Here is a 21,547-nt window from a genome sequence, read left to right as displayed (position 1 = left end):
GCGCGATGGCACCGATCGATCTCGACACCTATGTGAAGGGTGTGCTCGACGGGAAGCGGGCCCTGGTGGCCCGCGCCATCACCCTCGTCGAGTCCACCCGCCCGCAGCACCGGGCGCTGGCACAGGAGTTGCTCACCGAGTTGCTCCCGCACAGCGGCCGGGCGCGGCGGATCGGCATCAGCGGGGTGCCGGGGGTCGGCAAGTCGACGTTCATCGACGCGTTCGGCACGCTGCTGACGTCGCTGGGCCACCGGGTGGCGGTGCTGGCCGTCGACCCGTCCTCGACGCGCACCGGCGGCTCGATCCTGGGCGACAAGACCAGGATGGAGCGGCTGGCGGTGGACCCGGCCGCCTTCGTGCGCCCCTCCCCCAGCGCGGGCACGCTGGGCGGAGTGGCGAAGGCGACCCGCGAGTCCATGGTCGTGATGGAGGCGGCCGGCTACGACGTGATCCTGGTGGAGACCGTCGGTGTCGGCCAGTCGGAGACCGCGGTCGCCGGGATGGTCGACAGCTTCCTGCTGCTGACGCTGGCCCGCACGGGAGATCAGCTCCAGGGCATCAAGAAGGGTGTCCTGGAGCTGGCGGACGTGATCGCCGTGAACAAGGCGGACGGCCCCCACGAGCGGGACGCGAAGGGCGCCGCCCGCGAACTGGCGGGCGCGCTGCGGCTGATGCACGGCAAGGACGCCTTCTGGACGCCGCCGGTGCTGAGCTGCAGTGCCCGTGAGTCGACGGGCCTGGACGTCGTCTGGGAGCGGCTGGAGCAGCACCGTACGCTGCTGGACTCGACCGGGCGCCTCACCGCGAAACGGCGCGACCAGCAGGTCGAGTGGACCTGGTCCATGGTCCGCGACGAGATCCTCGGCCGCCTGCACGCCGACCCGGCCGTCCGGGCGGCGGCCCCCGCGCTGGAACAGCAGGTCCGGGACGGCTCGTTGACGGCGACGCTGGCCGCGGAGCGGATTCTGGGGGCGTTCGGCGGCTGACCGATGGCCTCACCACCAGGTCGTTCGGGTCTTACGGAGCGGTGACGTGCGGGGCGGCGGACGCGCCGCCGCGCCGCCGCGCGCTTAGCGTGGCCGTATGCGTGTGCTGGTCACCGGCGGTGCCGGGTTCATCGGGTCCCATGTGGTCGAGGCGCTGCGGGCGCGCGGGCACGAGCCGGTCGTGTTCGACGTGCGGGACGATCCGCGCGCCGACGTGCGCGATCCCGACGCCGTCGCCCGCGCGCTGGCCGGTGTCGACGCGGTGTGCCACCAGGCGGCGCTGGTCGGGCTCGGCAACGGGGTCGCCGACGCGGCGGAGTACGTCGCGCACAACGACCTGGGCACCGCCGTCCTCCTCACCGCCATGGCGGACGCGGGCGTACGGCACCTCGTGCTGGCCGGTTCGATGGTCGTGTACGGCGAGGGGCGCTACACCTGCCCGCGGCACGGTGTGGTGCGGCCGGGGCCGCGGGCCGTCGCCGACCTGGACGCGGGCCGGTTCGAGCCGCTGTGCCCGGTGTGCGGCGCGGAGCTGTCCCCTGGGCTGGTCGGCGAGGACGCCGTGGCCGATCCCCGGAACGTGTACGCCACGACCAAGCTCGCCCAGGAGCACCTGGCCGCTGCCTGGGCCCGGTCGACGGGCGGCTCCGCGGTGTCGCTGCGCTACCACAACGTGTACGGCCCCGGGATGCCCCGCGACACCCCCTACGCCGGGGTCGCCTCCTTCTTCCGCTCGGCGCTGGCGCGGGGCGAGGCCCCGCGCGTCTTCGAGGACGGGCGGCAGCGGCGGGACTTCGTGCACGTGCGGGACGTGGCGGCCGCCGACGTGACCGCGCTGGAGGCGCGGGCGGCCGAGGGGGTGCTGACGCCGTACAACACGGGCAGCGGTGAGCCGCACACCGTCGGGGAGCTGGCCCGCGCGCTGGCCGCCGCGTACGGCGGCCCGGAGCCGGTCGTCACCGGCGAGTACCGGCTGGGGGACGTACGGCACATCACGGCGGACTCGTCCCGGCTGCGCACCGAGCTGGGCTGGAAACCGGAGGTCGGCTTCGCGGAGGGCGTGCGCGAGTTCGCGTCGGCCGGGCTGCGCGGGGAGTGAGCCCGGGCCTGCGGGCGGAGTGAGCCCGGGCTGCTCAAAGGGCCTACGCCTCCGCCGCGGGCAGCGTCACCTCGAAGCGGCAGCCGCCGGGGACGTTGCGTACGGTGGCGTGCCCCTGGTGGGCCTCCACGATGCCCCGGACGATGGCGAGGCCCAGGCCCGCGCCCCCCGGCGGGGTACGGGCGTGGGTGCCGCGCCAGCCGGTGTCGAAGACGCGCGGCAGGTCCTCCTCGGGGATGCCGCCGCAGCCGTCCGACACCGACAACACCACGCCGTCGGGCGAGCGTTCGGCGGCGACGGCGACCGTTCCGTCGGCGGGGGTCCGGCGGATCGCGTTCACCAGCAGGTTGCCCAGGACCCGGCTCATCTCCTTGCCGTCGACCTCCACCGGCACCGGCGCCACGTGGTCGCCGACCAGCCGCACGCCGTGCGCGCGGGCGAGGGCGTCCGCTCCCGCCAGGGCGTCGCCGACCAGGTCGTACAGCGACATCCGGGACGGGGAGAGGGGAAGCGTGCCGGCATGGATGCGGGAGAGTTCGAAGAGGTCGCCGACCATGTCGTTGAGGCGCTCGACCTCGGTGCGGATCTGCTTCAGATACCGGTCGGGGTCGGCGGCGACACCGTCCTCCAGCGCCTCCGACATCGCGCGCAGACCGGCGAGCGGCGTACGCAGGTCGTGCGAGATCCATGCGACGAGCTCGCGCCGGGAGGTCTCCAACGCGCGTTCGCGCTCCCGGGATTCGGCGAGCCGGGCGCTGGTCGCCGCCAACTCGCGGCTGAGCGCGTCCAGTTCGGCGGTCGCCGGGCCGGCGGGCGCGGCGAAGGCGCCGCCGTCGCCGAACGAGCGTGCGGCGTCGGTGAGTTCGCGGCTGCGGGCGACGACCCAGCGGCCCAGCAGCAGCGCGGTCGCCAGGGAGACGGCGGCGGCCATCGCGACGACGGTCGTGACGACGGTCAGGTCGTGCGGCGACAGGAACATCGCCCAGGCGACGGCGAGCGTGCCCGCGAGCATCGCGAACACTCCCACGGACGCCACCACGGTGAGCGAGGCGGTGAGCGAGCGGCGCCGGATCAGCCGCAGCACGCCCACTCCGGCCAGCCCCGTCACGGCGGCGCCGAGGAAGGCGTAGAGGGCGATGAGCAGGGTGTCGCGCACGGTCAGCCCGCCTCTCCTTCGGCGGTGAGACCGGTGCCGTTCGGGTCGAAGCGGTAGCCGACGCCCCACACGGTCCGGATCAGCCGGGGCCGGGCCGGATCGTCCTCGACCTTGCCGCGCAGCCGCCGCACATGGACCGTGACGGTCGACAGGTCGCCGAAGTCCCAGCCCCACACCTCGCGCATCAGGTCCTCGCGGCTGTACGCGCGTGCCGGGTTTCGCAGGAAGAAGGCGAGGAGGTCGAACTCGCGCAGGGTGAGGCCGAGTTCGGTGCCGTTCTTGGCGGCCCGGCGGGCGGCGGGGTCGAGGGTGAGGCCCGCCGCGCTCAGCGGGTGCGCCGCCACGGCGGCGGGCCGGGTGCGGCGCAGGACCGACTCCACCCGCAGCACGAGCTCCCGTGGGCTGAACGGCTTGGTGACATAGTCGTCGGCGCCGACCTCCAGGCCGAGGATGCGGTCGTCCTCGTCGCCGCGGGCGGTGAGCATGACGACCGGCACGGGCCCGCGCTTGCGCATCCGCCGGCACACCTCCAGCCCGTCCATGCCCGGCAGCATCAGGTCCAGCACCACCAGATCCGGCCAGTGCGCGGCGGCGCGGGCGAGCGCGGCCGGACCGTCGTCGGCACGGTCCACGAGGTAACCGGCCCGGTCCAGGTATCCGGCCACGACCTCGGCGACCGTCGGATCGTCGTCGACGACCAAAACCCGCGCGGACCGGTCCCCCTCGGGCTGCCCCATGCGCTGACTCATGCGCTCGTACGGCTGCTGCTGCATGCCTCCAGCCTCGCACCGCGCCGGTGTCGGAGGCGCCCGCGCGGATCGCCCGGGCCTCCGACGTCCGCGTTTCGTAAGGAGCGAGAGACCGAAATGCCCGCTTCGCGTCCGTAGGGTTTCAGCCGTGACCACCTCGCCCCCACCGCGACCGCAGGACGTCGAGGCCGATGTCGATGTCGTGCTGCCCTGTCTGAACGAGGCCGAGGCCCTTCCCTGGGTCCTGGCCCGCGTCCCGGACGGCTGGCGCGCTCTCGTCGTCGACAACGGCTCGACCGACGGCTCGGCGGACGTCGCCCGCGCGCTCGGCGCGACCGTCGTGGACGAGCCGCGCCGCGGGTTCGGCGCCGCCTGCCACGCCGGGCTGACCGCCGCGACCGCCGACATCGTCTGCTTCTGCGACTGCGACGCCTCCCTCGACCCGGCCCTGCTCGTGCCCTTCGTGCGGGAGGTGCGCGACGGTACGGCGGACCTGGTGCTCGGCCGACGGCGGCCGCGGAGCCTGGGCGCGTGGCCCGCGCACGCCCGGGCCGGCAACCTCGCGCTCGCCCGGATGCTGCGCCGCCGCACCGGCCTGCGTCTGCACGACCTCGGCCCGCTGCGCGCCGCCCGCCGCGAGCCGCTGCTCACCCTCGGCCTCACCGACCGGCGCAGCGGCTATCCGCTCCAGATGGTCGTGCGCGCGGCCGACGCCGGGTGGCACGTCACCGAGCACGACGTCCCCTACCTGCCGCGCACCGGCGCCTCCAAGGTGACCGGCACCTGGCGCGGCACCTGGCAGGCGGTGCGGGACATGAGCCGCGTCCTGGCCGAGGCACCAGTACGGCAAGGAGCCCACCGGTGACCACCCTTCTCGTCATCGCCAAGGAGCCGCGTCCGGGCCGGGTGAAGACCCGGCTCACGCCACCGTTCACGCCGGCCGAGGCGGCGGCCCTCGCCGAGGCGTCCCTCGCCGACACGCTGCACACCGTGGCGCGCACCCCGGCCGCCCGGCGCGTCCTCGTCCTCGACGGCTGTCCGGGGCCGTGGCTGCCGCCCGGTTTCGACGTCGTACCGCAGTGTGCGGGCGGGCTGGACGAGCGGCTGGCGGACGCCTTCGCCGGGTGCGCGGGCCCGGCCCTGCTGATCGGCATGGACACGCCTCAGGTGACATCGGAGCTGCTCACCGTGGACTTCGCCGACTGCGACGCGTACTTCGGCCCGGCGGAGGACGGCGGGTTCTGGGCGGTGGGCATGGCCCGGCCCGACCCCGGTCTGCTGCGGGGCGTGCCCATGTCGACGCCGGTCACGGGTGCCGTGCAGCGGGAGCGGCTCGTCGCGGCCGGGCTGCGGGTGCGCGACCTGCCACGGCTGCGCGACGTCGACACGGCCGCCGACGCGCGGGCCGTGGCCGCACTGGCCCCGCACGGCCGGTTCGCCGCACGGCTGGCCCGGTGCACCGAGACCACGGGGAGGGGCCGATGAGCGGCGGCCCCGGCCTGACGGGCCGCACCGCACCGGCCGAAGCGCCGGCCACGTCTGCCATACCCGCCGCACGTGCCGTGCCCGGCTGGTCCCGCTCCGACCCGTACGCCGCCGCCCTGCACGCCGGGCGCGGCCCGCTGTTCCTGCGCCGCACCGACGGCTGGCTGCTGCCGCTGGACGTGGAACGCTGGTGCGCCCGGGCCGACCAGGTCGACCGGGAGGTGCTGGACCGCTGCGAGGGCGCCGTGCTCGACGTCGGGTGCGGGCCCGGGCGCCTGGTGGCGGAGCTCGCCGCGCGCGGCCGCACGGTCCTCGGGATCGACGTGAGTGAGGCCGCCGTCGCCCAGACGGTACGGCGATCGGACGCGCCCTCCGTTCGCCCCCGTCGGCCCGTTCGGCGCGGCCGGAGATCCGGGGAGGGGCCGGCGCTGCGACGCTCCGTCTTCGAGCCGCTGCCCGACGAGGGGCGCTGGGGCACGGTCCTCCTCATGGACGGCAACGTCGGCATCGGCGGCGACCCCCGCGCGCTGCTGCACCGGGTGGCCACGCTCCTTGCCCCCGGAGGCCTGCTCATCGCCGAGACCGCTTGGGCGGACGTCGACGAACGCGCCCAGGTGCAAGTCGTCGACGTCACCCACACCGACATCCACGGGGCCGGCCGCCCGTTCCCGTGGGCCCGGCTCGGCACACCGGCGCTGCTCCGGCACGCGCGGAAGGCCGAATGGCGGGCCGTCGCTCAGTGGTCGGCCGGCGGCCGCCGCTTCGTCGCCCTGCGCACCCGCCACACCAGCAGCAGCGCCGAGCCGCCGAAGAGCACGGCGGTGATCAGCAGCCAGTGGGTGAGGAAGGGTGCCGTCGACAGCCCGGCGCCCAACCGGTAACTCTGCTCCACCCGACCGCTGATCAACGGGAACCACACGAGCAGGAGCAGCGCGGAGAACGCGGCCGGCACGCGCACGTACAGCATCCGCTCACGGTGACCGGCCGCGTCGAGCCCTCCGGTGACCGCCCGGTCGACCGAGGCGTACAGCGGCACCAGCACCAGGTCGTGCAGTACGGCTGCCCCGACGAACCACAGCACCACGGCCGGCCAGTCGTAGGAGAGCAGCCGTACGCCCGCGTATCCGGCGAGCGCGAACGAGCAGGCGAGCAAGAGCAGTTGGAGGGTACTGCCGAGCGGAATCCGCGGAATCGCACCGCGAGGGATCCGCGCGCTCGGAGTACTCGGAGTGCCCGGAGTGCCCGGGATGCGCGGACTCATCACAGCTCTCCGAACGTCATCCGGGCCACCCACTTGGTGTTCAGCACACCGGGCGCCGCGGGCACGATGACCCGCGCGGGGTGGCCGTGGTCGAGGGACAGTTCCTCGCCGTTGACGTACAGGGCGAGCAGGGAGCGGGGGTCCGCGACCTGGTTGGCACGCAGGGCGGCGCGGCGGAAGCCGCCGTGCCGCTGCAGGGACTCGACGAACACGTCCGGCGGCGCGCCCGCGTATCCGACGAGCGCCGCGAGGTCACGCAGCCGCACCCCGCGCCACCACTGGTCCGACGTGGACCAGCCCTCGACGCAGGCGATGGGCAACGCCGAACTGTGCAGGGGAAGTCGGAGAAGCTGACTGCGGCTGAGCCGGACGGTGCCGGTGCGCCCGGTGACCACGAGCCGCCATGCCTCGTCGCCGGTCTCGGCCGCGCTGATCCCGGCGTACGCGGCCGTCTTGTTGATCTGGAAGCCGCTCGGTCCGCTGCCCGGGTCAGCTCCGCCGTGCGGCGCGAGCAGGGCGGTCGTGCGCAGCGGTTGGTCGAAGCTGCGGCCGACGCTGGTGACGAACAGCAGCAGCGAGCCACCGCCGACCGTCCACAGCGCGCCGCGCCGCGAGACGGTGGGCGGAGCGGGCCGTGCGGCGGTCAGGTCCCCCTCCTCGCGCGCCCCTCGTACGGTGCGCACGGCGGTCGGCACCTTCAGCACGGCATGCACGACGAACGCGGAGAAGAACACCCAGGCGCCGTAGAAGTGCAGCGTGTAGAAGGAGCCGGGAAAGATGTAGTCCAGCTGGATGTTGAGCACACCGGTGACGAACTCGAACAGCGCGCCACCGACCAGCAGAAGCAGCGAGATCCGCTCCAGCGCGTGGGCGAGCGAGCGGGCCGGCGGCAGCGTGAACAGCCTCGGCACCACCGACCACAGCTTCGCCAGGAGTACGGGGATGAGGGTGATCCCGAGCGTGACATGGACGCCCTGCGTCAGCCGGTACAGCCAGTGCGGGTCGGTCGGCCACGCGAAGAGGTAGAAGCCGAGGATGCCCTTGTCCGGGGTCTTGTCGTTCACCGGGGCGAGGTCCGGGTTGTAGGCGGCGTAGGAGACCAGCCCCGTCACGAACAGCACGGTGATGCCGACGAGCAGGACGAGGCCGAGCACCGACGTGAACCAGGGGCCGCGCAGGGGGCTGCGCCAGAAGCCGGGCGACGTGGGAAGCCGCGGATCGTGCAGAGGAGAGCGCCGCGGGTCGTGCGGACGGGAACTCCGCGGGTCGCGCCCAGAGGAGGGCTGTGGGCCGCGCCGAGGGGATGGCTGTGGGTCGCGCATGGTCCGACCGTAGGCCGGGCGCACCCCTGGAAAGGGTGCGCGACCCATGACGAAACGCTGACGTCCGGCTCGTCGGGCGGTCCCTGGCCGACCATGCGGCCTAGCGTTCCGATGTGAGCCGTGTGACCGCCCTCCTCCGCCGCGACCTGCCCGCCACCCCCTGCCGCGTGGCGCTCCGCCGCGACGTGTACGCCGCCGTGGCCGCCGCCCTGCTGGTGACGGCGGCCATCCTGATCGGCCGCCACATCCAGTACACCCACCACACGCTGGTCGTCCACTGGCCACCGCTCCTGGCCACCTGGGAACCCCACGTCGGGCCGGGCACACCGGTCGCCGTCCTCGTCGCGGCGGCCGTCGTGGCGTACGGCCCCGCCGTCGCGGCCCGTCTGCCCTGGCGGCCCCTGCTCGCAGCGTCCTGGGCCGCGGCCATGACCTGGATCTGGACCCTGGCCCTGATCGACGGCTGGGGTCGGGGCATCGCAGGCCGCCTCACCACCCGCTACGAGTACCTCCGAGGCATCGACCGCTTCCACGACATCCCGGCGACCCTGCGGGACTTCACCCACCACATCGTGCTCGGCTCCCCCGCCCCCTGGCCCACCCACATCGCCGGGCACCCACCCGCGGCGACGCTCACCTTCGTCCTGCTCGACCGGATCGGCCTGCGGGGCGGGGGCTGGGCCGGGGCCTGGTGCATCACGGCCGGCGCGACGGCGTGCGTGGCCGTGCTGGTCGCGGTGCGGGCCCTGGCCGACGAGACACTGGCCCGGCAGGCGGCGCCCTTTCTGGTGCTGGCTCCGGCCGCGGTGTGGATGGGCACATCGGCCGACGCGTACTTCGCGGCGGTCGCGGCGTGGGCCGTGGCGCTGCTGGCACTCGCGGTCACCGGTGGATCGGTTCGGTCCGTTTTCTACGCGGCCCCCTCCGGGCTCCTGTTCGGCCTGGCCTGCTACCTCTCGTACGGCCTCACGCTCTTCGCGCTGATCGCGGTCGCGGTGCTGCTCCTGGGCCGAGGCCGCCTCCGGCAGCGCCCCGTACCGCTGTTCGCCCTGCTGCTCGTACTGCTGCTCGTCGGGCTGGCCGTCGTACCGACGGCGTTCACGCTCGCCGGGTTCGACTGGTGGGAGGCGTACCGCCAACTGGTCACGCGCTACTACCAGGGCGCGGGCGGCGTCCGCCCCTACGGCTACTGGGTGTGGGCCAACCTCGCCTGCACGGTGCTCATCACGGGCCTGGCGACGGCGGCAGGCCTACGGCGCACCGGTGCCGTACTGCTGAGGCTGCGCCCACGGGCAGCCACCCCCCACTCGACCGCCACCCCCTCGCCCATCACCCGCTCGACTGTCGCCGAGTCCCGCCTCGCCCTCCTCGTGTCCGCCGCCCTGCTGGCCCTCCTGGCGGCCGACCTGTCCGGGATGAGCAAGGCGGAGACGGAACGCATCTGGCTTCCGTTCGCGGTGTGGCTGCTCGCGTCCTGCGCGTTTCTGCCACGCCCCCGCGCCTGGCTGGCCGCCCAGGCCGTCCTCGCGCTGCTTCTCAACCACCTGCTGTTGACGAGTTGGTGAGGCCCTTCAGCTCCGGGAACGCCCCTCCGGTGATCGACGCCGACGCCCTCCCGCTTAGGCTGCTCCCCCTGATCAACTTGTCTGTTGAGCGAGGGATCAGGGGAGCGCGGCTTCGCGGGTTCCGCGGCTTCGCGGGATCAGGGGATCAGGGGGACGAGGGCAGATGAACGACGCGGCTGAGGTGTTTCAGCCACTGCAGGCGGACGACCCGGCCCTGGTTGCCGGTTACCGTCTCGCGGCGCGGCTCGGCGCGGGTGGCATGGGCCGGGTCTACCTGTCGCACACGCAGGGCGGCCGCCCCGTGGCGATCAAGGTCGTACGGCCCGAACTGGCCGACGACCCGGACTTCCGGCGGCGGTTCCGCCGGGAGATAGCGGCGGCGCGGCGGGTCCGGGGCGCGTACACCGCCGAGTTGATCGACGCCGACGCGGACGGAGTGCCGCCCTGGCTGGCCACGCTGTACGTACCGGGTCCCTCCCTGACGGAGGCCGTGGCCCGGCGTGGACCGCTGCCGGTGCCGGCGGTGCTGTGGCTGATGGCGGGGGTGGCCGAGGCGCTGCAGGCCATCCACGGCGTGGGCATCGTGCACCGGGACCTGAAGCCGTCGAACGTGCTGCTGGCCGCCGACGGCCCGCGCGTGATCGACTTCGGGATCTCGCTGGCCTCCGACGCCACCTCGCACACGGCCACGGGCGGCGCCATCGGCACACCCGCGTTCATGGCTCCCGAACAGGCATCCGCGGGGGAGGTCACGGCCGCCACCGACATCTTCGCGCTCGGCCAGACGGCGGCGTTCGCGGCGCTCGGCGAGCCGCTGTACGGCGACGGCCCCGCGGTCAACGTGCTTTACCGGATCGTGCACTCCGAACCCGACCTGTCCCGACTCCCCGCGGAGCTCTGTCCGTTGATCGCCCGGTGCCTGGCCGCCGACCCGGCGGAACGGGCCACCCCCGCGGAGGTCGTCGAGTGGTGCCGTGAACGGCTGGGCCCTGACGCCGAAGAAGGCGCGGGTCCGACCGTGTGGCGGGAGTTGGCGGGACAGGAGGTGACGGTCCCCCCGCCGGTCCCGGACCCTCCGGTCCCGGCCCTCGCCCAGGTGCACACGCTGCCGTTGGTCACGCAGCCGCAACCGGGGTGGCAGCAACCGGCATGGCCGACGGGGTCGGTGGGGTCGGCGTCGGCAGGGCCGGACGAGCGGCGGGCCCGCAGGCGACGTGCCGCGTGGATCACTGCCGGCGTCGTGACGGCGGCGGTCGCGCTGCTGCTGGGCTCGACCTGGATCCTCATCGACGCGGCGGACGGGCTCCGTCACCGGCATACGACCGCTTCCTCGACGTCCGGTCCGGCGCCAACCGCACAGTCTTCGGCGTCGTCATCGACCTCCGCGCCGTCCTCAGGGGAAGGGACTGACGTCCAGGCACCGGGGGTGTCGGGCCCCTCCCCATCCTTTGCAGGACCCACAACGCCGGAAGCGGTTGCGTACCCCGTCGAGTATCTGAACGAGAAGAACTCAGTGAGCATCGAGGAGCCCGTCGATCACAGGGACCGCAAGGGGGACATCCGCCTCGTCTGCGGCGCGATCGAATGCGCGCTGGAGAGCAGGACCAGCGTGATGACCCCGCTGTTCGGCGAGCCAAGGGCCTCTTACGACGAGTGCAGTCGCATCCTCAGGGACGGCAAAAGCCACCACCTCCCCCTGGCCGCCGTCGCGGCCGGCAGCGAGATATGCGTCAAGCACTCCTCCGGCGACATCGCACTCATCGTGATCCAGGTGAAGTCGACCATCCGACCACAGGACGGGGCCGCCTTCGTGATGGCCGACATGACGGTCTGGCGGGATGCCTAGGAGCTGCGGAGGATGAGGCCGTCAACTACCGACGCCATCTCCGTCGCCGACGGACACGGCCGGCTGTACCACGGCGGCATCCTCAAGACCCAGCTGGTCCGCGACCGTTACTGACGGAGGCGATCACCCAGGAAACGAAGGTGGTCGCGACGAGGCTTCCGATCGCGACCATCCCCACGCCGATCACGAAGAGGCCGCTGGTGTCGTCCGACCAGTCGACAAAGGCGGCAACGGTGAGGCCGGCCGTGGTGCCGAACACAGCGCCCGCGACGTGGCGCCGGGACGCCGCCCAGTACACCGGCACCAGCAGAGTCAGCACCAGCCCGATCACCTGCCACGCCTCGTACGGCCCGGTCGTCGTGCCATCAGGATGCACATCACGCTGCTGGTCCCACCCCAGCCACGCAGCCCACATCGCCAACGCCACCCCGGCCGGCACAAGGCCCGACACGAGCTGGGGAACGGTCTTCAGCAGTCTTCGACGCATGACCCCAGCGTTTCCCCGCGCTGCATCCCCGACCAGAGCGCACGTACTCAGCTCCAACCGAGTACGTCACCGGGGACGTCGAAGCCGCAAGGGAGGCCACCGAGCTCGCGAGCCTTGCCACGACGGTGGCGGATCTCGCCCAGGTCGACTTCGCCGACAGCATGCTCCTCCACGCGCTCTCGGCCGGCCCGTGATGTCTGCACATGCCGTGGACCTCAGCGGGCATCAGATGTCCGAGCTCAGCAGGCGGCCCGGGCATCGGAGGTGAGAGCATCCGCCTCATGGACGCTGCAGAAAGTCGCACGGCTCGGTGGTGCGCAGCGCTGCGCCGGACGCCGGCGGCCATCTGGAACGACGACGTCACGGACTGGGCTGCCGCGCTGACCTATTACGCGGTCCTGGCCCTGTTCCCCGTACTGCTGGTCATCCTCTCGATCCTGGGTCTGACCATGCCCACGGTCAAGCCGGAAGTCATCGACCGCCTGTCGCAGGCCGCCCCGGTCGCGTCCCACGCTCTGCTGCGCAGAACCCTGCGGCAGATGGCCGGACAGTCGTCAGAGGCATGGACGCTGATCTTCCTCGGAGGGGCGGCAGCTCTGTGGTCGGGGTCCAGCTATCTGAGCGTCTTCCGCCGAGCGTTGCACGCCATGTATCGGATCAGTGCGCACCGGCCGGTCTGGCGCACCGCTCCACGCATCATCGCCACGGCCCTCGTCCTGGTCGCCCTGCTTCTCACGTCCACCCTCGCGTTGTCCCTCACCGGCAACCTGGCCCGACGTCTGGGCCGGGCGCTGGATCTTGGTACCGGACCGCAAGCGGCCTGGGACACACTGCGTTGGCCGGTCGTGGCCGCGGTCGCGGTCGCCCTGGTGCTCGTCCTGTATCGCTCGGGCCCCGCGCCTTCCCGCCCTGTTCGGAAGATGGCGCCCGGCGGCACATTGGCGGTGGCTCTCGTGCTGGCCGTCTCACTCGGATTCGCCTTCTACACCTCCCATGTCAGCACCTATCACCGCCTGTACGGTTCATTGGCAGGCGTCGTCGTCTTCCTGATCTGGCTGTGGCTGTCCAACCTGGCCCTTTTGACCGGCGCTCAGTTCAACGCGGAGCTGGCGAAGTCCGCTCAAGGGGAAAAGGTCAATCGTCCAGTGCTAGCGGCGGACCGGCCGTAACGTCCGGCGATTTCACGCAGGACGGCACGAACGCCGCTTGCCCTCCGACTCCCCGGGTACAGCGATTGGATACGGGTTGTCCCCGCAGCAGCCGACCTTACTGAAAGTGATGTGTCCGTGACACCTCCCGACGGCGCCGACGGCCGCGCTGAGGGCTCGGGCGACGATCCGAGCGCGGGCGCGCACGAGATCGCCGATGCCGTGGAGCGTCTTGTGAGCCTGTGGTCCATGACTGCTCAGGAGGCGGCCGTGCGGTTGTCGCTCCACCAACTGGGGGCGCTTCGGGCCCTGGAGACGGCGCCGGAGATGAACCTCACGGGCTTGGCGGAACGACTGGACATAGGGCTTCCCACCGCCAGCCGTCTCTGTGACCGGCTGGAGGCGGCGGGGATGCTGGAGCGCGCACTGCACCCGCGCAAGCGTCGCGAGGTGCAACTGAGGCTCACCGGTCACGGGCGCCGTGTTCTGGACGACGTGGCCCATCGACGGACCCAGGCCCTGGCTGGGGCACTGGCGGCCATGGAACCCGCAGATCGATCGGCGCTCATCCGTGGCATGAAAGCCTTCTTCCCCGCACAGGCCGCAGCGTCCTCCCGGCCACCGAAAGCGCCGTAGAGTCAGCGGTTCGGCGGCGCCTGTCGCGTCGCTCCGGCATCACACCCTGTCCCGCTGTCCGGTCGAGGCAGACGATGGCGGCGTCGGAGAGTAGACCCTCCTAGTTTCCGGAGTGGCCTGCGCCGCCCAGGGCGCGCCGGCCTTCGGGCAGAGGGATGTGGCACAGGAGGAGACAGACGTCGTCCTCTCGTTCGGAGTTGTGCACCAGGGGCTCGAGCAGCGACTCGGCGCACCCGTCCAGGTCCTCCAGCTCGGATTCGCCCAGTGCGGCCAGGGTCCTGCCGAGCACCTCGATACCCGGGTCGATGCCATGAGCTCGACGCTCCACGAGGCCGTCGGTGTACATGACGAGCGTCGAGCCGGGCGGCAGTTCGGCTGTGTGGTCCTCGTACTCGAAGGGAAGGGGCACTCCCAGCATGACGCCGGGCCTGGCGTCCAGGACGCGCACGGTTCCGCCGGGCGCGCGGACCACAGCAGGAGGGTGTCCGGCGGCGGCCCATACGACGTGGGGGTCGCCGGGCCGGAAACGGGCGATCACCGCGGTCACGTACAGGTCCGGCTGCTGATGGCGCAGCATGCGGTGCAGGCGGGTGAGGATCCGGGCGGGGCTGTCGTCCTCGACCGCGTAGGCCCGCAGGGCGGTGCGCAGTTGGCCCATGATGACAGCGGCGCGCAGCCCGTGTCCGGTGACGTCTCCTATGACGGTCAGCAGGCTGCCGTCGGGTTGGGGGAAGGCGTCGTACCAGTCGCCGCCGATGTTGAGTCCTCGGGTGGCGGGCAGATAGCGGGCTGCCAGACGCAGGCCCTCGGTGGGGGGCAGGTCGGTGAGCTGGGCACGTTGCAGGGCTTCGGCGGTGTCCCGGTGCTGTTCGTATTGGCGGGCGTTGTCCAGGGCGATGGCGGTACGGCGGGCCAGTTCGACCAGCATCACGCTCGTGTCCTCGTCGAAGCGGTCGCCGGGCGCGGTCAGTGTCAGCACGCCCGAGGTGTGGCGCACGGTGAGGGGGATGCACAGCAGCGGCCGGTTCGGGGACAGCGCGGAAGGGGGGAGGTCGTCGATGCCCGGGAGGGCGCCGGGGTGCGGTCCGGCGTGCTGCGGACGGTCGAGGCGGGCGGCCGCGACCGCGGCGGCGGAGTGGGCGCTGTTCGGCTCTGCCGGTTCGTCGAAGAGCCAGACGTCGACGTCGCTCGCGTACTCGGGGACGAGAAGCCCGGGAAGGCGCCGAAGGATGTCCTCCTGGTCGAGAGACGCGGTCACGGCGGCGCTGGCGTCGGCGAGAAAGGTCAGCAGGCGCCGCGCCATCTCCGCCTCTCCTCGTGCGGCTCGTTCGGCGTCGAGCAGGTCGCGCTGGGTCCGCGCGGCGGCGTCCAGTTCGGCATGCAGGGCCAGCACGCCCTGGTTGGTCTGGTGCAACTCCTCGCCGTGAAGACGGAGTTGCCGCTCCGTCTCGTCCAGTCGGCGCAGGACCGCAGCGGTCTCCTCGTCCGCGGCCAGGACTGCTTCTGCGTGGGTGGTGTCGTCCGGGCTCGCCGACCGGGGCAGTTCGTGTGCCGGAGGGCCCGGACAGGTGAGAGCAAGCCGCCAGGGCGGCGTTCGGTCCGGCTCGGGATGGATGGGCTCGCCGACAGCCCGCACGAACACGGTCCCGTCGGATCCGGACGGCCGGACGGTGAGGGTGAGTTCCGCACCGCCCTGGCCGAGACACTCGCGCAGCCGTGCCGTGAGCGCCGTGAGGAAACGAGCCCGTTCGACCTCGCATACGCCCAAGCCCGTCGTGAGGCGCGCGGCGAAGGTCCGGGCGCGGACGGCCTCGGCGACCGAGGTGACGTTCCGGACGTCCGGCGGGATCACGGGCGCCCGACCGGGTGGTCGGAGGCCAGGACGGCCACACAGGTGTCATCGCGTACGGGGCTGGCGGCGCTGCTGGCATCCCGGAGGATGGTCGCCGCGACCACGGCCGGGTCGTGGGTGAGGAGGTCGGGATCAGCGGGCGGCACCCACCGGCTGGGCAATCCGTCGCTGTGCAGGACGAGCAGGCTGCCCGCTCCCCAGGGCCGGCGGCACACGGGTACGCTCGACGGGAACTGGGCGCCGACGATGCCGGGGTGGGAGACGAGGTGTTCCCAAGACCCGGTGACATGCAGGCGGGCGCCTATGTTGCCGACCCCGGCGAACGCGAGTTCCCCGCTGTCGGTGTCCAGCTGGGCCACGGCCGCCGCCGCCCCGCGGGTGGGTCGTAGTGCCGGGTGCATGTGACGCAGGATCTCCGCGGGTGGCAGGTGCCCGACGCGGTGCAGCTCGTCGACCGCGGCACTGGACGCCTGAGCGGCCTTGGGCCCGTGACCGAGGCCGTCGGCGAGCAACAGGGTCAGCCGGGAGCCTGAGCGAACGCAGCTCCAGGCGTCTCCGGAGTGCTCGGCCCGGGCGAGCGGGACGTTGATCCCTCCGGCTCGGCAGGCCGGCAGGGCCTTCGCCTGGCCGACGCCCTGGTCGATGCGGGCCACCGAGACGGTGCCCCGATGGCTGCTGTACAGGTCGAACGCGCTGGATATGCGCAGGCAGGTGCCCAGACCGGCGCCGAGTGACGCGTCGCTGGTGGTGTAGCCGTCACGCAGGGCCTCGGTGACATCGTGGATGCCGGGGCCGTGGTCGAGGGCGACGAGCTGCACCGCGGGACCAGGGGTGCCCGGTTCCGGATGATCGACGAGGTGGATCACCAGGCGGCCCCCCTCGGCGTGCCTGAGCAGATTGGTCGCCAGCTCGGTGGCCACCAGGGCGGCGACCGCGGTGCGGTGGGCGTCGAGGCGGGCATGGGCGCTGGCCGCCTCGGTCGCCACCCGGGCGTCCCGCACTCGGGTGGAGTCGTGCACCGGGATGTCCCAGACGCGCGTCATCCGAGCCCCGGACGAGTGGCGGGCGCGCCGGTGACCCAGGCGACGACGGTGACGGCAGTGCCCTGACCGGGCTCGGTGTCGAGGGCGAACTCGTCCACCAGCCGCTTGGCTCCGCCGAGGCCCAGCCCGAGACCGCCCCTGGTGGTGTAGCCGTCGGTCATGGCCAGCTCGATGTCGCGAATGCCGGGGCCGGTGTCGATGAACGCCAGCTGGAGCCCACGCTTCAGGCCGTTGTGCAGTGGGGTGATCTGCGCGTGTCCTCCACCGCCGTGGACGAGGGTGTTCCGGGCCAACTCGCTGGCCGCGGTGACAAGTTTCGTCTGCTGTACGAGCCCGAATCCGAGTTCGGCCGCGAACTGGCGCACCTGGTGACGGACCCACGCGAGGTCCGCGTCCGAGCCGATCGGCAGGCTCGTCGCGACGGCAGGGCCGGAGGCCGGAGTCACGTGCACCCCTCACGTATGCCCAAGGAGGCCACGGAGGGATCCTGCTCGAGCAGTTCGAGAGCTCGTTCGGCGTCGAGCGCGGTCTCCAGGCCGGGCAGGGTGAGGCCCAGCTCGACCAGAGTGATCGCCACGGCGGGCCGCATCCCGCACAGAACGGTGCGGGCGGCCAACAACCGGGCGCTGGCGGCGATCTCTGCGATGACCCGACCCAGGAACGAGTCGACGATCTCGACGCCCGAGACATCGATGACCACGCCACTCGCCTCGCTGTGGGCGATGCGGTGGGTGATGTCCTGCTGAAGCTGCTCGGCCATGCTGTCGTGCAACTCCCCTTGGAGGGAGACCAGCAGGATGTTCCCCAGCGCCAGGACCGGCACCGCCGCCGAGTCACCCGGAAGGGGCATGGTCATCGCGGGCTCACACCGGCCGCACTCCGGGAGACCTCGATGCCCTGCTGGGTGAGCGCGTAGGCCAGGGCGTCGGCCAGCGAGCTGCGAGTGAGTACGGAACTCAGGTCGATGCCGAGGTGCACGATGGTCTGCGCGATGGCCGGGCGGATTCCGGAGACGATGCACTCGGCGCCCATCAGCCGGGCCGCGGCGACCGTCTTCATCAGGTGCTGCGCGACGAGCGAGTCGACCGTGGGGACACCTGTGATGTCGAGGATCGCGTAGCGGGCCCGCTGCTCCACGATGGCCTGGAGCAGCGACTCCATGACCACCTGGCTGCGGGCACTGTCCAGCGTGCCGATCAGGGGTACCGCGATGATCCCTTCCCACAGGTTGATCACGGGAGTGGCCACTTCGAGCAGTTGCTGCTGCTGCCGTGCGATCAGCTCCTCGCCGGCGTTGACCGTCGTCTCCATGATCACCAGGCGCAGCGTTCCCATCAGGACGGTCAGAGCCAGCAGAACCTCCCGCGCCTCCTGATCGGGCAGGCCCTGGACCTCGCCGCGCAGCAAGTCGGCGGCCTCCACCCGTAGGCCGGCGGCCTCGTCCGCTATCTGGGCGGGGGTGAATCCCCTGCGGGCACGGGAAGCGGCCATGCGACCCAACTGCTCGCGCACCGAGCCGAAGCCGGGGGCCGCGATGCTTTCCAGCCGGCCGCTCGACGCCGCCTCGGACAGGGCGTCCACAACGGTCCTGCACGCCTCCATGGCTTCGTCCCGTGAGACGGTGAAGACCGTTCTGAAAAGAGGGGCGTCCGCCCATCGCTGGGCGATCTGTTCGCGACGGCGCTCCAGGAAAGCCCCCAGCTCCCGCGCCGCCGACTCGGCCGCTGCCTGCTCCGGCACCTGCATCGTCTCCCTCAAGAACAGGCCGCTGCGCCACGACCGGCGCAGCTCCGCCAATTATTGCCACATGACAAGCATCGATACTGCAGGCGCCCTGGAAACGACACAGCATCGGCACATCCGAGGCTCGCTGCCAGCGGCTCAGCGTCCATGCCAGTCCAGACAGACCACCAGGGCGTCATCCCTCGGGGCGGATCGGCCGCGATGACCGGTCAGCTCACGCAGAATGGCACGCGGCACCTCGGCGGCGGGCAGGAGACGAGTGGACATGATCGCCCGAGCCAGGGCGGCATCCCCGTACGCCTCACCCTTCGGCGAGGCGACCGCGTACACCCCGTCGCTGACGAAGACGAGCCGATCGCCCGGCTCGACGAGGAAGTCCTGAGCCACGTAGTCGGTCTCCTCGAACATCCCCAGCGGGAGCTGCGCGTCGAAGTCGACGCGCTCGACCACCCCGTCCCGCAGCCGCAGCAGCTGCGGGGAGCCGGCGTCCACCACCTTCACCCGGCCCGTGGCGAGTTCGAAGTCGAACATCAGCACCGAGAGATAGCAACGCCCCTGATAGTGGGCGTACACCGCTTGGTCGGCCAAGGCAGCCTGGTCGTCGATGGCGATCCCGGCGCGCCGGGCGTTTCGCAGAGCGTTGATGGCGAGGTTCGTCAGCAGGGAGGCTTCTATGCCCTCCCCCATGCCGTTGGTGACGTAGAGCATGAGGTGGTCCGCCGTGCCGGACCAGTCGAAGTTGTCACCGAAGATCGCGTAAGCCGGTTCGAGCTGCGCGCCGAGTTCGTACTCCGGCCCGGAGCAGGAGCGGCCGGGCAAGAGCTGCCACTGCATCTCGGCGGCCAGGGTCAGCCGGTCCTTGCGCCTCGCCTGCAGGTAGACGTCCGTGTCGCGTTCGGCCACGACCACCTCGTGTCCGAGCACCTCGGCGATGTCAGCAAGTTCTCCCAGAAGGCCGCGCACACCTTCTGCGTCGGGCAGGGTGACCGACAGCACGCCCAGCCGGTCTCCGCGCACAGTGACCGGCAGATGTACGCGCACAGACCCCCCGCGAACGCCCTCCATGAACGGCTCCTGGGCACCGAAAGCACGGCCGGCAGGGCTGTTGTGCACCGACACCGGCTCCGCGGTGTGGGGCAGCACCGACACCGGCTGCAGGACGGTGAGGCCGTAGTCGGCCATGAACAACTCGACGGACCGGGCCGCGTACTCCTCTGCGAGCACACGGCGCACAGCATCGAGCAACTCGTGTGGGGCCGCCGTGCGCAGAGCACGCTCAGCGGTCACAAATCTGTTCACGATCGTAAAAACACCCATCCTTCGACGGACACACACGAGCCTCGCCCGGGCGACGAAGCCGCCCGCGTCGAGTCGCGCCGGGCCGTCCGAACCATTTCTTGCCACTATCGGCACCTAGTACGCTGGCGGGCGTCCCAGGTGCCTGTGAGAGTGAGACGGTGACTGCCTTCCGCCCCCGCCCCGAGCCCATCGAGGTCGCACGCACGACCTTGACGGCCGTGGAGTTGCTGGAAGTCCTGTGGGGCCGGGCCTCGACCGCGCCGGCCTCTCCGTCCCAGATGCGTGTGCTCCTGATGCTCGAGCACCAGGACGGCATCAATCTGCGCACCCTCGCCGACTCCCTCGCCTCCACACCTCCGTCCACCAGCCGACTCTGCGACCGACTGGTGGCCGCCGGCTTCGTCGAGCGCGTGGTCAGCCCCGCCGACCGGCGCGAGGTACGTCTGCATATCAGCACCCGCGGCCGCGCCTTCCTCGACGATCTGCGCGCACGCCGGGAGCGGGAGTTGCAGGCGGTGCTGGAGTTGATGCCCGCCGCCAAGCGGACCGCGCTTCTCGAGGGGCTGGAGGCGTTCTGCGACACGGCGGCGTTGCAGATACACGACACCGCTGCGCACACAGGGGACCGGACGGCCTGAACACAGGACCGGGCCATCGATCGCCCCGACTGCGAGGCTTGGACGGCCGGCGCACGGCGCCGCCTCCGCCCACCGGAACATTGCAGATCCTTCCCCGTACAGTGCGACTCCGCCGCTTTGTTGCCTCACGACCATAGTTGTCAATCGGCAACAGTCGGCCGCGCGGCTCCTTTGCTTCCACCGCGCCCGACTGCCGGGTTTCCGGCCGTCAGGCGGTGCTGAGCATGCCCTCGCGCAGGCGGGTCAGGAGACGGGAGATCAGTCGGGAGATGTGCATCTGGGAGACGCCGAGACGTTCGCCGATCTGGGCCTGGGTGAGTTCCTCGACGAAGCGCCAGTGGATGATCTGGCGGTCACGTTCGGCGAGTTCGGCGATCAGCGGGGCGAGGGCATGGAGGTCCTCGACCAGGCCGAGGGCGGCGTCCTCGTCGCCGATGAAGTCCGCCAGCGCCCCCTCGCCGTCCTCGCTGCCGTTGATCGCCGCGTCCAGGGAGGCCGACGTGTAGCCGTTGGAGGCCAGTTGCGCCTCGACGACCTCGTCCTCCGCAAGACTCATCAGTTCGGAGAGCTCCTTGGTCGTCGCTGCCCGGCCCAGTCGGCCGCGCAGTTCCTCGTTGGCGCGAGCGAGTTGGACGCGGGCTTCCTGGAGGCGGCGCGGGACGTGCACGGCCCAGGAGGTGTCACGGAAGAACCGCTTGATCTCGCCGACGATGTAGGGGACGGCGAAGGAGGTGAACTCGACCTCGCGGGACAACTCGAACCGGTCGATGGCCTTGATCAGTCCGATCATGCCGACCTGGACGATGTCCTCCATCTCCTCCGGCCCCCGGCTGCGGAACCGGCCGGCGGCGTAGCGGACGAGGGACATGTTCATCTCGATCAGCGTGTTTCGCGCGTACTGGTATGCGGGCGTACCCTCCTCCAGCACCGCCAACTGGCCGAAGAACAGCTTCGACAACTCCCGCGCGTCCTTCGGCGCGACCTTGGACGGGTCCGCGATCTCCGGAACGTCCACCGCCTGCTCGGCAGTCTGCACGGTCGTCGTCGGCATCATGCGTCCCTCCCAGTCGATCCACCTCGTATGCGCCGGCCTGTCATCCGACAAGCACCCGCATACCCCGGCTGCCCACCACCATTCCTCGAACGTCCGTCAGTCCCCGCTCGGCTTTCCATGGCTGAGAACGCATCAGCCCCGGGGCGGTGAGCCTCTGCCAACCAGACGGTCGCGATTG

At 71.8% G+C, this 21,547-nt stretch carries 21 protein-coding genes; 10 read left to right on the top strand and 11 right to left on the bottom strand.

Going from position 1 to position 21,547, the window contains the following annotated elements; genetic code table 11:
- Positions 1 to 5: 5 nt before the first annotated feature.
- On the top strand, positions 6 to 986 hold the full coding sequence (meaB, locus tag ABZ910_RS10000) for a methylmalonyl Co-A mutase-associated GTPase MeaB (RefSeq protein WP_361361500.1): 981 nt from the start codon (positions 6 to 8) through the stop codon (positions 984 to 986).
- Positions 987 to 1,083: 97 nt separating this feature from the next.
- Positions 1,084 to 2,085 (top strand): NAD-dependent epimerase/dehydratase family protein, encoded by a 1,002-nt coding sequence (locus ABZ910_RS09995; protein WP_361361498.1) that lies wholly within the window; start codon positions 1,084 to 1,086, stop codon positions 2,083 to 2,085.
- A 43-nt stretch (positions 2,086 to 2,128) separates the two neighbouring features.
- Here ABZ910_RS09995 and ABZ910_RS09990 read toward each other — a convergent pair whose 3' ends face one another.
- Both ABZ910_RS09990 and ABZ910_RS09985 read right to left on the bottom strand, forming a co-directional pair.
- The gene (locus tag ABZ910_RS09990) at positions 2,129 to 3,241 is read right to left on the bottom strand and encodes a HAMP domain-containing sensor histidine kinase (RefSeq protein WP_361361496.1); all 1,113 of its coding nucleotides are present in this window, start codon (positions 3,239 to 3,241) and stop codon (positions 2,129 to 2,131) included.
- Positions 3,242 to 3,243: 2 nt separating this feature from the next.
- Entirely contained in the window at positions 3,244 to 3,990 is a 747-nt protein-coding gene (locus tag ABZ910_RS09985) for a response regulator transcription factor (protein ID WP_361361806.1), read from the bottom strand.
- 148 nt (positions 3,991 to 4,138) lie between these two features.
- Here ABZ910_RS09985 and ABZ910_RS09980 point away from each other — a divergent pair, with 148 nt between their 5' ends.
- From ABZ910_RS09980 to ABZ910_RS09970, 3 genes are read left to right on the top strand one after another with little or no spacing between them, the layout of a single operon-like run.
- Entirely contained in the window at positions 4,139 to 4,855 is a 717-nt protein-coding gene (locus ABZ910_RS09980; RefSeq protein WP_361361494.1) for a glycosyltransferase family 2 protein, read from the top strand.
- Positions 4,852 to 5,475: a DUF2064 domain-containing protein gene (locus tag ABZ910_RS09975; protein ID WP_361361492.1), complete on the top strand. Its 624-nt coding sequence runs from the start codon at positions 4,852 to 4,854 to the stop codon at positions 5,473 to 5,475. The genes ABZ910_RS09980 and ABZ910_RS09975 overlap by 4 nt, the downstream gene beginning before the upstream one ends.
- Positions 5,472 to 6,356 (top strand): class I SAM-dependent methyltransferase, encoded by an 885-nt coding sequence (locus ABZ910_RS09970; protein ID WP_361361490.1) that lies wholly within the window; start codon positions 5,472 to 5,474, stop codon positions 6,354 to 6,356. Before ABZ910_RS09975 ends, ABZ910_RS09970 begins: the two co-directional genes overlap by 4 nt.
- Positions 6,357 to 6,735: 379 nt before the next feature.
- On the opposite strand, the gene ABZ910_RS09965 is transcribed toward ABZ910_RS09970, so the two are convergent.
- Positions 6,736 to 8,106, bottom strand: a complete 1,371-nt coding sequence (locus tag ABZ910_RS09965) for a molybdopterin-dependent oxidoreductase (RefSeq protein WP_361361488.1) — start codon at positions 8,104 to 8,106, stop codon at positions 6,736 to 6,738.
- Positions 8,107 to 8,180: 74 nt separating this feature from the next.
- On the opposite strand from ABZ910_RS09965, the gene ABZ910_RS09960 reads away from it, so the two are divergent.
- Entirely contained in the window at positions 8,181 to 9,623 is a 1,443-nt protein-coding gene (locus tag ABZ910_RS09960) for a hypothetical protein (protein WP_361361805.1), read from the top strand.
- 163 nt (positions 9,624 to 9,786) lie between these two features.
- Complete coding sequence (locus ABZ910_RS09955; RefSeq protein ID WP_361361486.1) at positions 9,787 to 11,469, top strand: serine/threonine-protein kinase; 1,683 nt, start codon at positions 9,787 to 9,789, stop codon at positions 11,467 to 11,469.
- A gap of 82 nt (positions 11,470 to 11,551) precedes the next feature.
- On the opposite strand, the gene ABZ910_RS09950 is transcribed toward ABZ910_RS09955, so the two are convergent.
- Positions 11,552 to 11,956, bottom strand: coding sequence for a hypothetical protein (locus ABZ910_RS09950; RefSeq protein WP_361361484.1), 405 nt, complete (start codon positions 11,954 to 11,956; stop codon positions 11,552 to 11,554).
- Between the two features lie 281 nt (positions 11,957 to 12,237).
- Here ABZ910_RS09950 and ABZ910_RS09945 point away from each other — a divergent pair, with 281 nt between their 5' ends.
- Both ABZ910_RS09945 and ABZ910_RS09940 read left to right on the top strand, forming a co-directional pair.
- Positions 12,238 to 13,125, top strand: coding sequence for a YihY/virulence factor BrkB family protein (locus tag ABZ910_RS09945; RefSeq protein ID WP_361361482.1), 888 nt, complete (start codon positions 12,238 to 12,240; stop codon positions 13,123 to 13,125).
- 117 nt (positions 13,126 to 13,242) lie between these two features.
- The gene (locus ABZ910_RS09940; protein WP_361361480.1) at positions 13,243 to 13,740 is read left to right on the top strand and encodes a MarR family transcriptional regulator; all 498 of its coding nucleotides are present in this window, start codon (positions 13,243 to 13,245) and stop codon (positions 13,738 to 13,740) included.
- Between the two features lie 100 nt (positions 13,741 to 13,840).
- Here ABZ910_RS09940 and ABZ910_RS09935 read toward each other — a convergent pair whose 3' ends face one another.
- The 6 genes from ABZ910_RS09935 to ABZ910_RS09910 all read right to left on the bottom strand — a co-directional run bounded on the left by ABZ910_RS09935 (position 13,841) and on the right by ABZ910_RS09910 (position 19,695).
- Positions 13,841 to 15,592 carry a GAF domain-containing SpoIIE family protein phosphatase gene (locus tag ABZ910_RS09935; protein WP_361361478.1) on the bottom strand — a complete coding sequence of 584 codons (1,752 nt, stop codon included), beginning with the start codon at positions 15,590 to 15,592 and terminating at the stop codon, positions 13,841 to 13,843.
- Complete coding sequence (locus ABZ910_RS09930; protein WP_361361476.1) at positions 15,589 to 16,635, bottom strand: SpoIIE family protein phosphatase; 1,047 nt, start codon at positions 16,633 to 16,635, stop codon at positions 15,589 to 15,591. The genes ABZ910_RS09935 and ABZ910_RS09930 overlap by 4 nt, the downstream gene beginning before the upstream one ends.
- Complete coding sequence (locus tag ABZ910_RS09925) at positions 16,632 to 17,081, bottom strand: anti-sigma regulatory factor (protein WP_361361474.1); 450 nt, start codon at positions 17,079 to 17,081, stop codon at positions 16,632 to 16,634. The genes ABZ910_RS09930 and ABZ910_RS09925 overlap by 4 nt, the downstream gene beginning before the upstream one ends.
- On the bottom strand, positions 17,078 to 17,491 hold the full coding sequence (locus tag ABZ910_RS09920; protein ID WP_361361472.1) for an STAS domain-containing protein: 414 nt from the start codon (positions 17,489 to 17,491) through the stop codon (positions 17,078 to 17,080). Before ABZ910_RS09920 ends, ABZ910_RS09925 begins: the two co-directional genes overlap by 4 nt.
- The gene (locus tag ABZ910_RS09915; protein WP_361361470.1) at positions 17,488 to 18,381 is read right to left on the bottom strand and encodes an STAS domain-containing protein; all 894 of its coding nucleotides are present in this window, start codon (positions 18,379 to 18,381) and stop codon (positions 17,488 to 17,490) included. The genes ABZ910_RS09920 and ABZ910_RS09915 overlap by 4 nt, the downstream gene beginning before the upstream one ends.
- Positions 18,382 to 18,516: 135 nt before the next feature.
- Positions 18,517 to 19,695 (bottom strand): PP2C family protein-serine/threonine phosphatase, encoded by a 1,179-nt coding sequence (locus ABZ910_RS09910; RefSeq protein WP_361361468.1) that lies wholly within the window; start codon positions 19,693 to 19,695, stop codon positions 18,517 to 18,519.
- 140 nt (positions 19,696 to 19,835) lie between these two features.
- Between ABZ910_RS09910 and ABZ910_RS09905 the strand changes: the two genes are divergently transcribed.
- Complete coding sequence (locus ABZ910_RS09905; protein WP_361361467.1) at positions 19,836 to 20,315, top strand: MarR family transcriptional regulator; 480 nt, start codon at positions 19,836 to 19,838, stop codon at positions 20,313 to 20,315.
- Between the two features lie 208 nt (positions 20,316 to 20,523).
- On the opposite strand, the gene ABZ910_RS09900 is transcribed toward ABZ910_RS09905, so the two are convergent.
- Positions 20,524 to 21,369: an RNA polymerase sigma factor SigF gene (locus ABZ910_RS09900; protein WP_361361465.1), complete on the bottom strand. Its 846-nt coding sequence runs from the start codon at positions 21,367 to 21,369 to the stop codon at positions 20,524 to 20,526.
- Positions 21,370 to 21,547 lie beyond the last annotated feature (178 nt).

The organism is Streptomyces sp. NPDC046805, assembly GCF_040645355.1.
Taxonomy (GTDB): Bacteria; Actinomycetota; Actinomycetes; order Streptomycetales; family Streptomycetaceae; genus Streptomyces.
The sequence above is the reverse complement of the archived record's forward strand: the minus strand, read 5'-3'. Positions and strand labels throughout refer to the sequence as shown.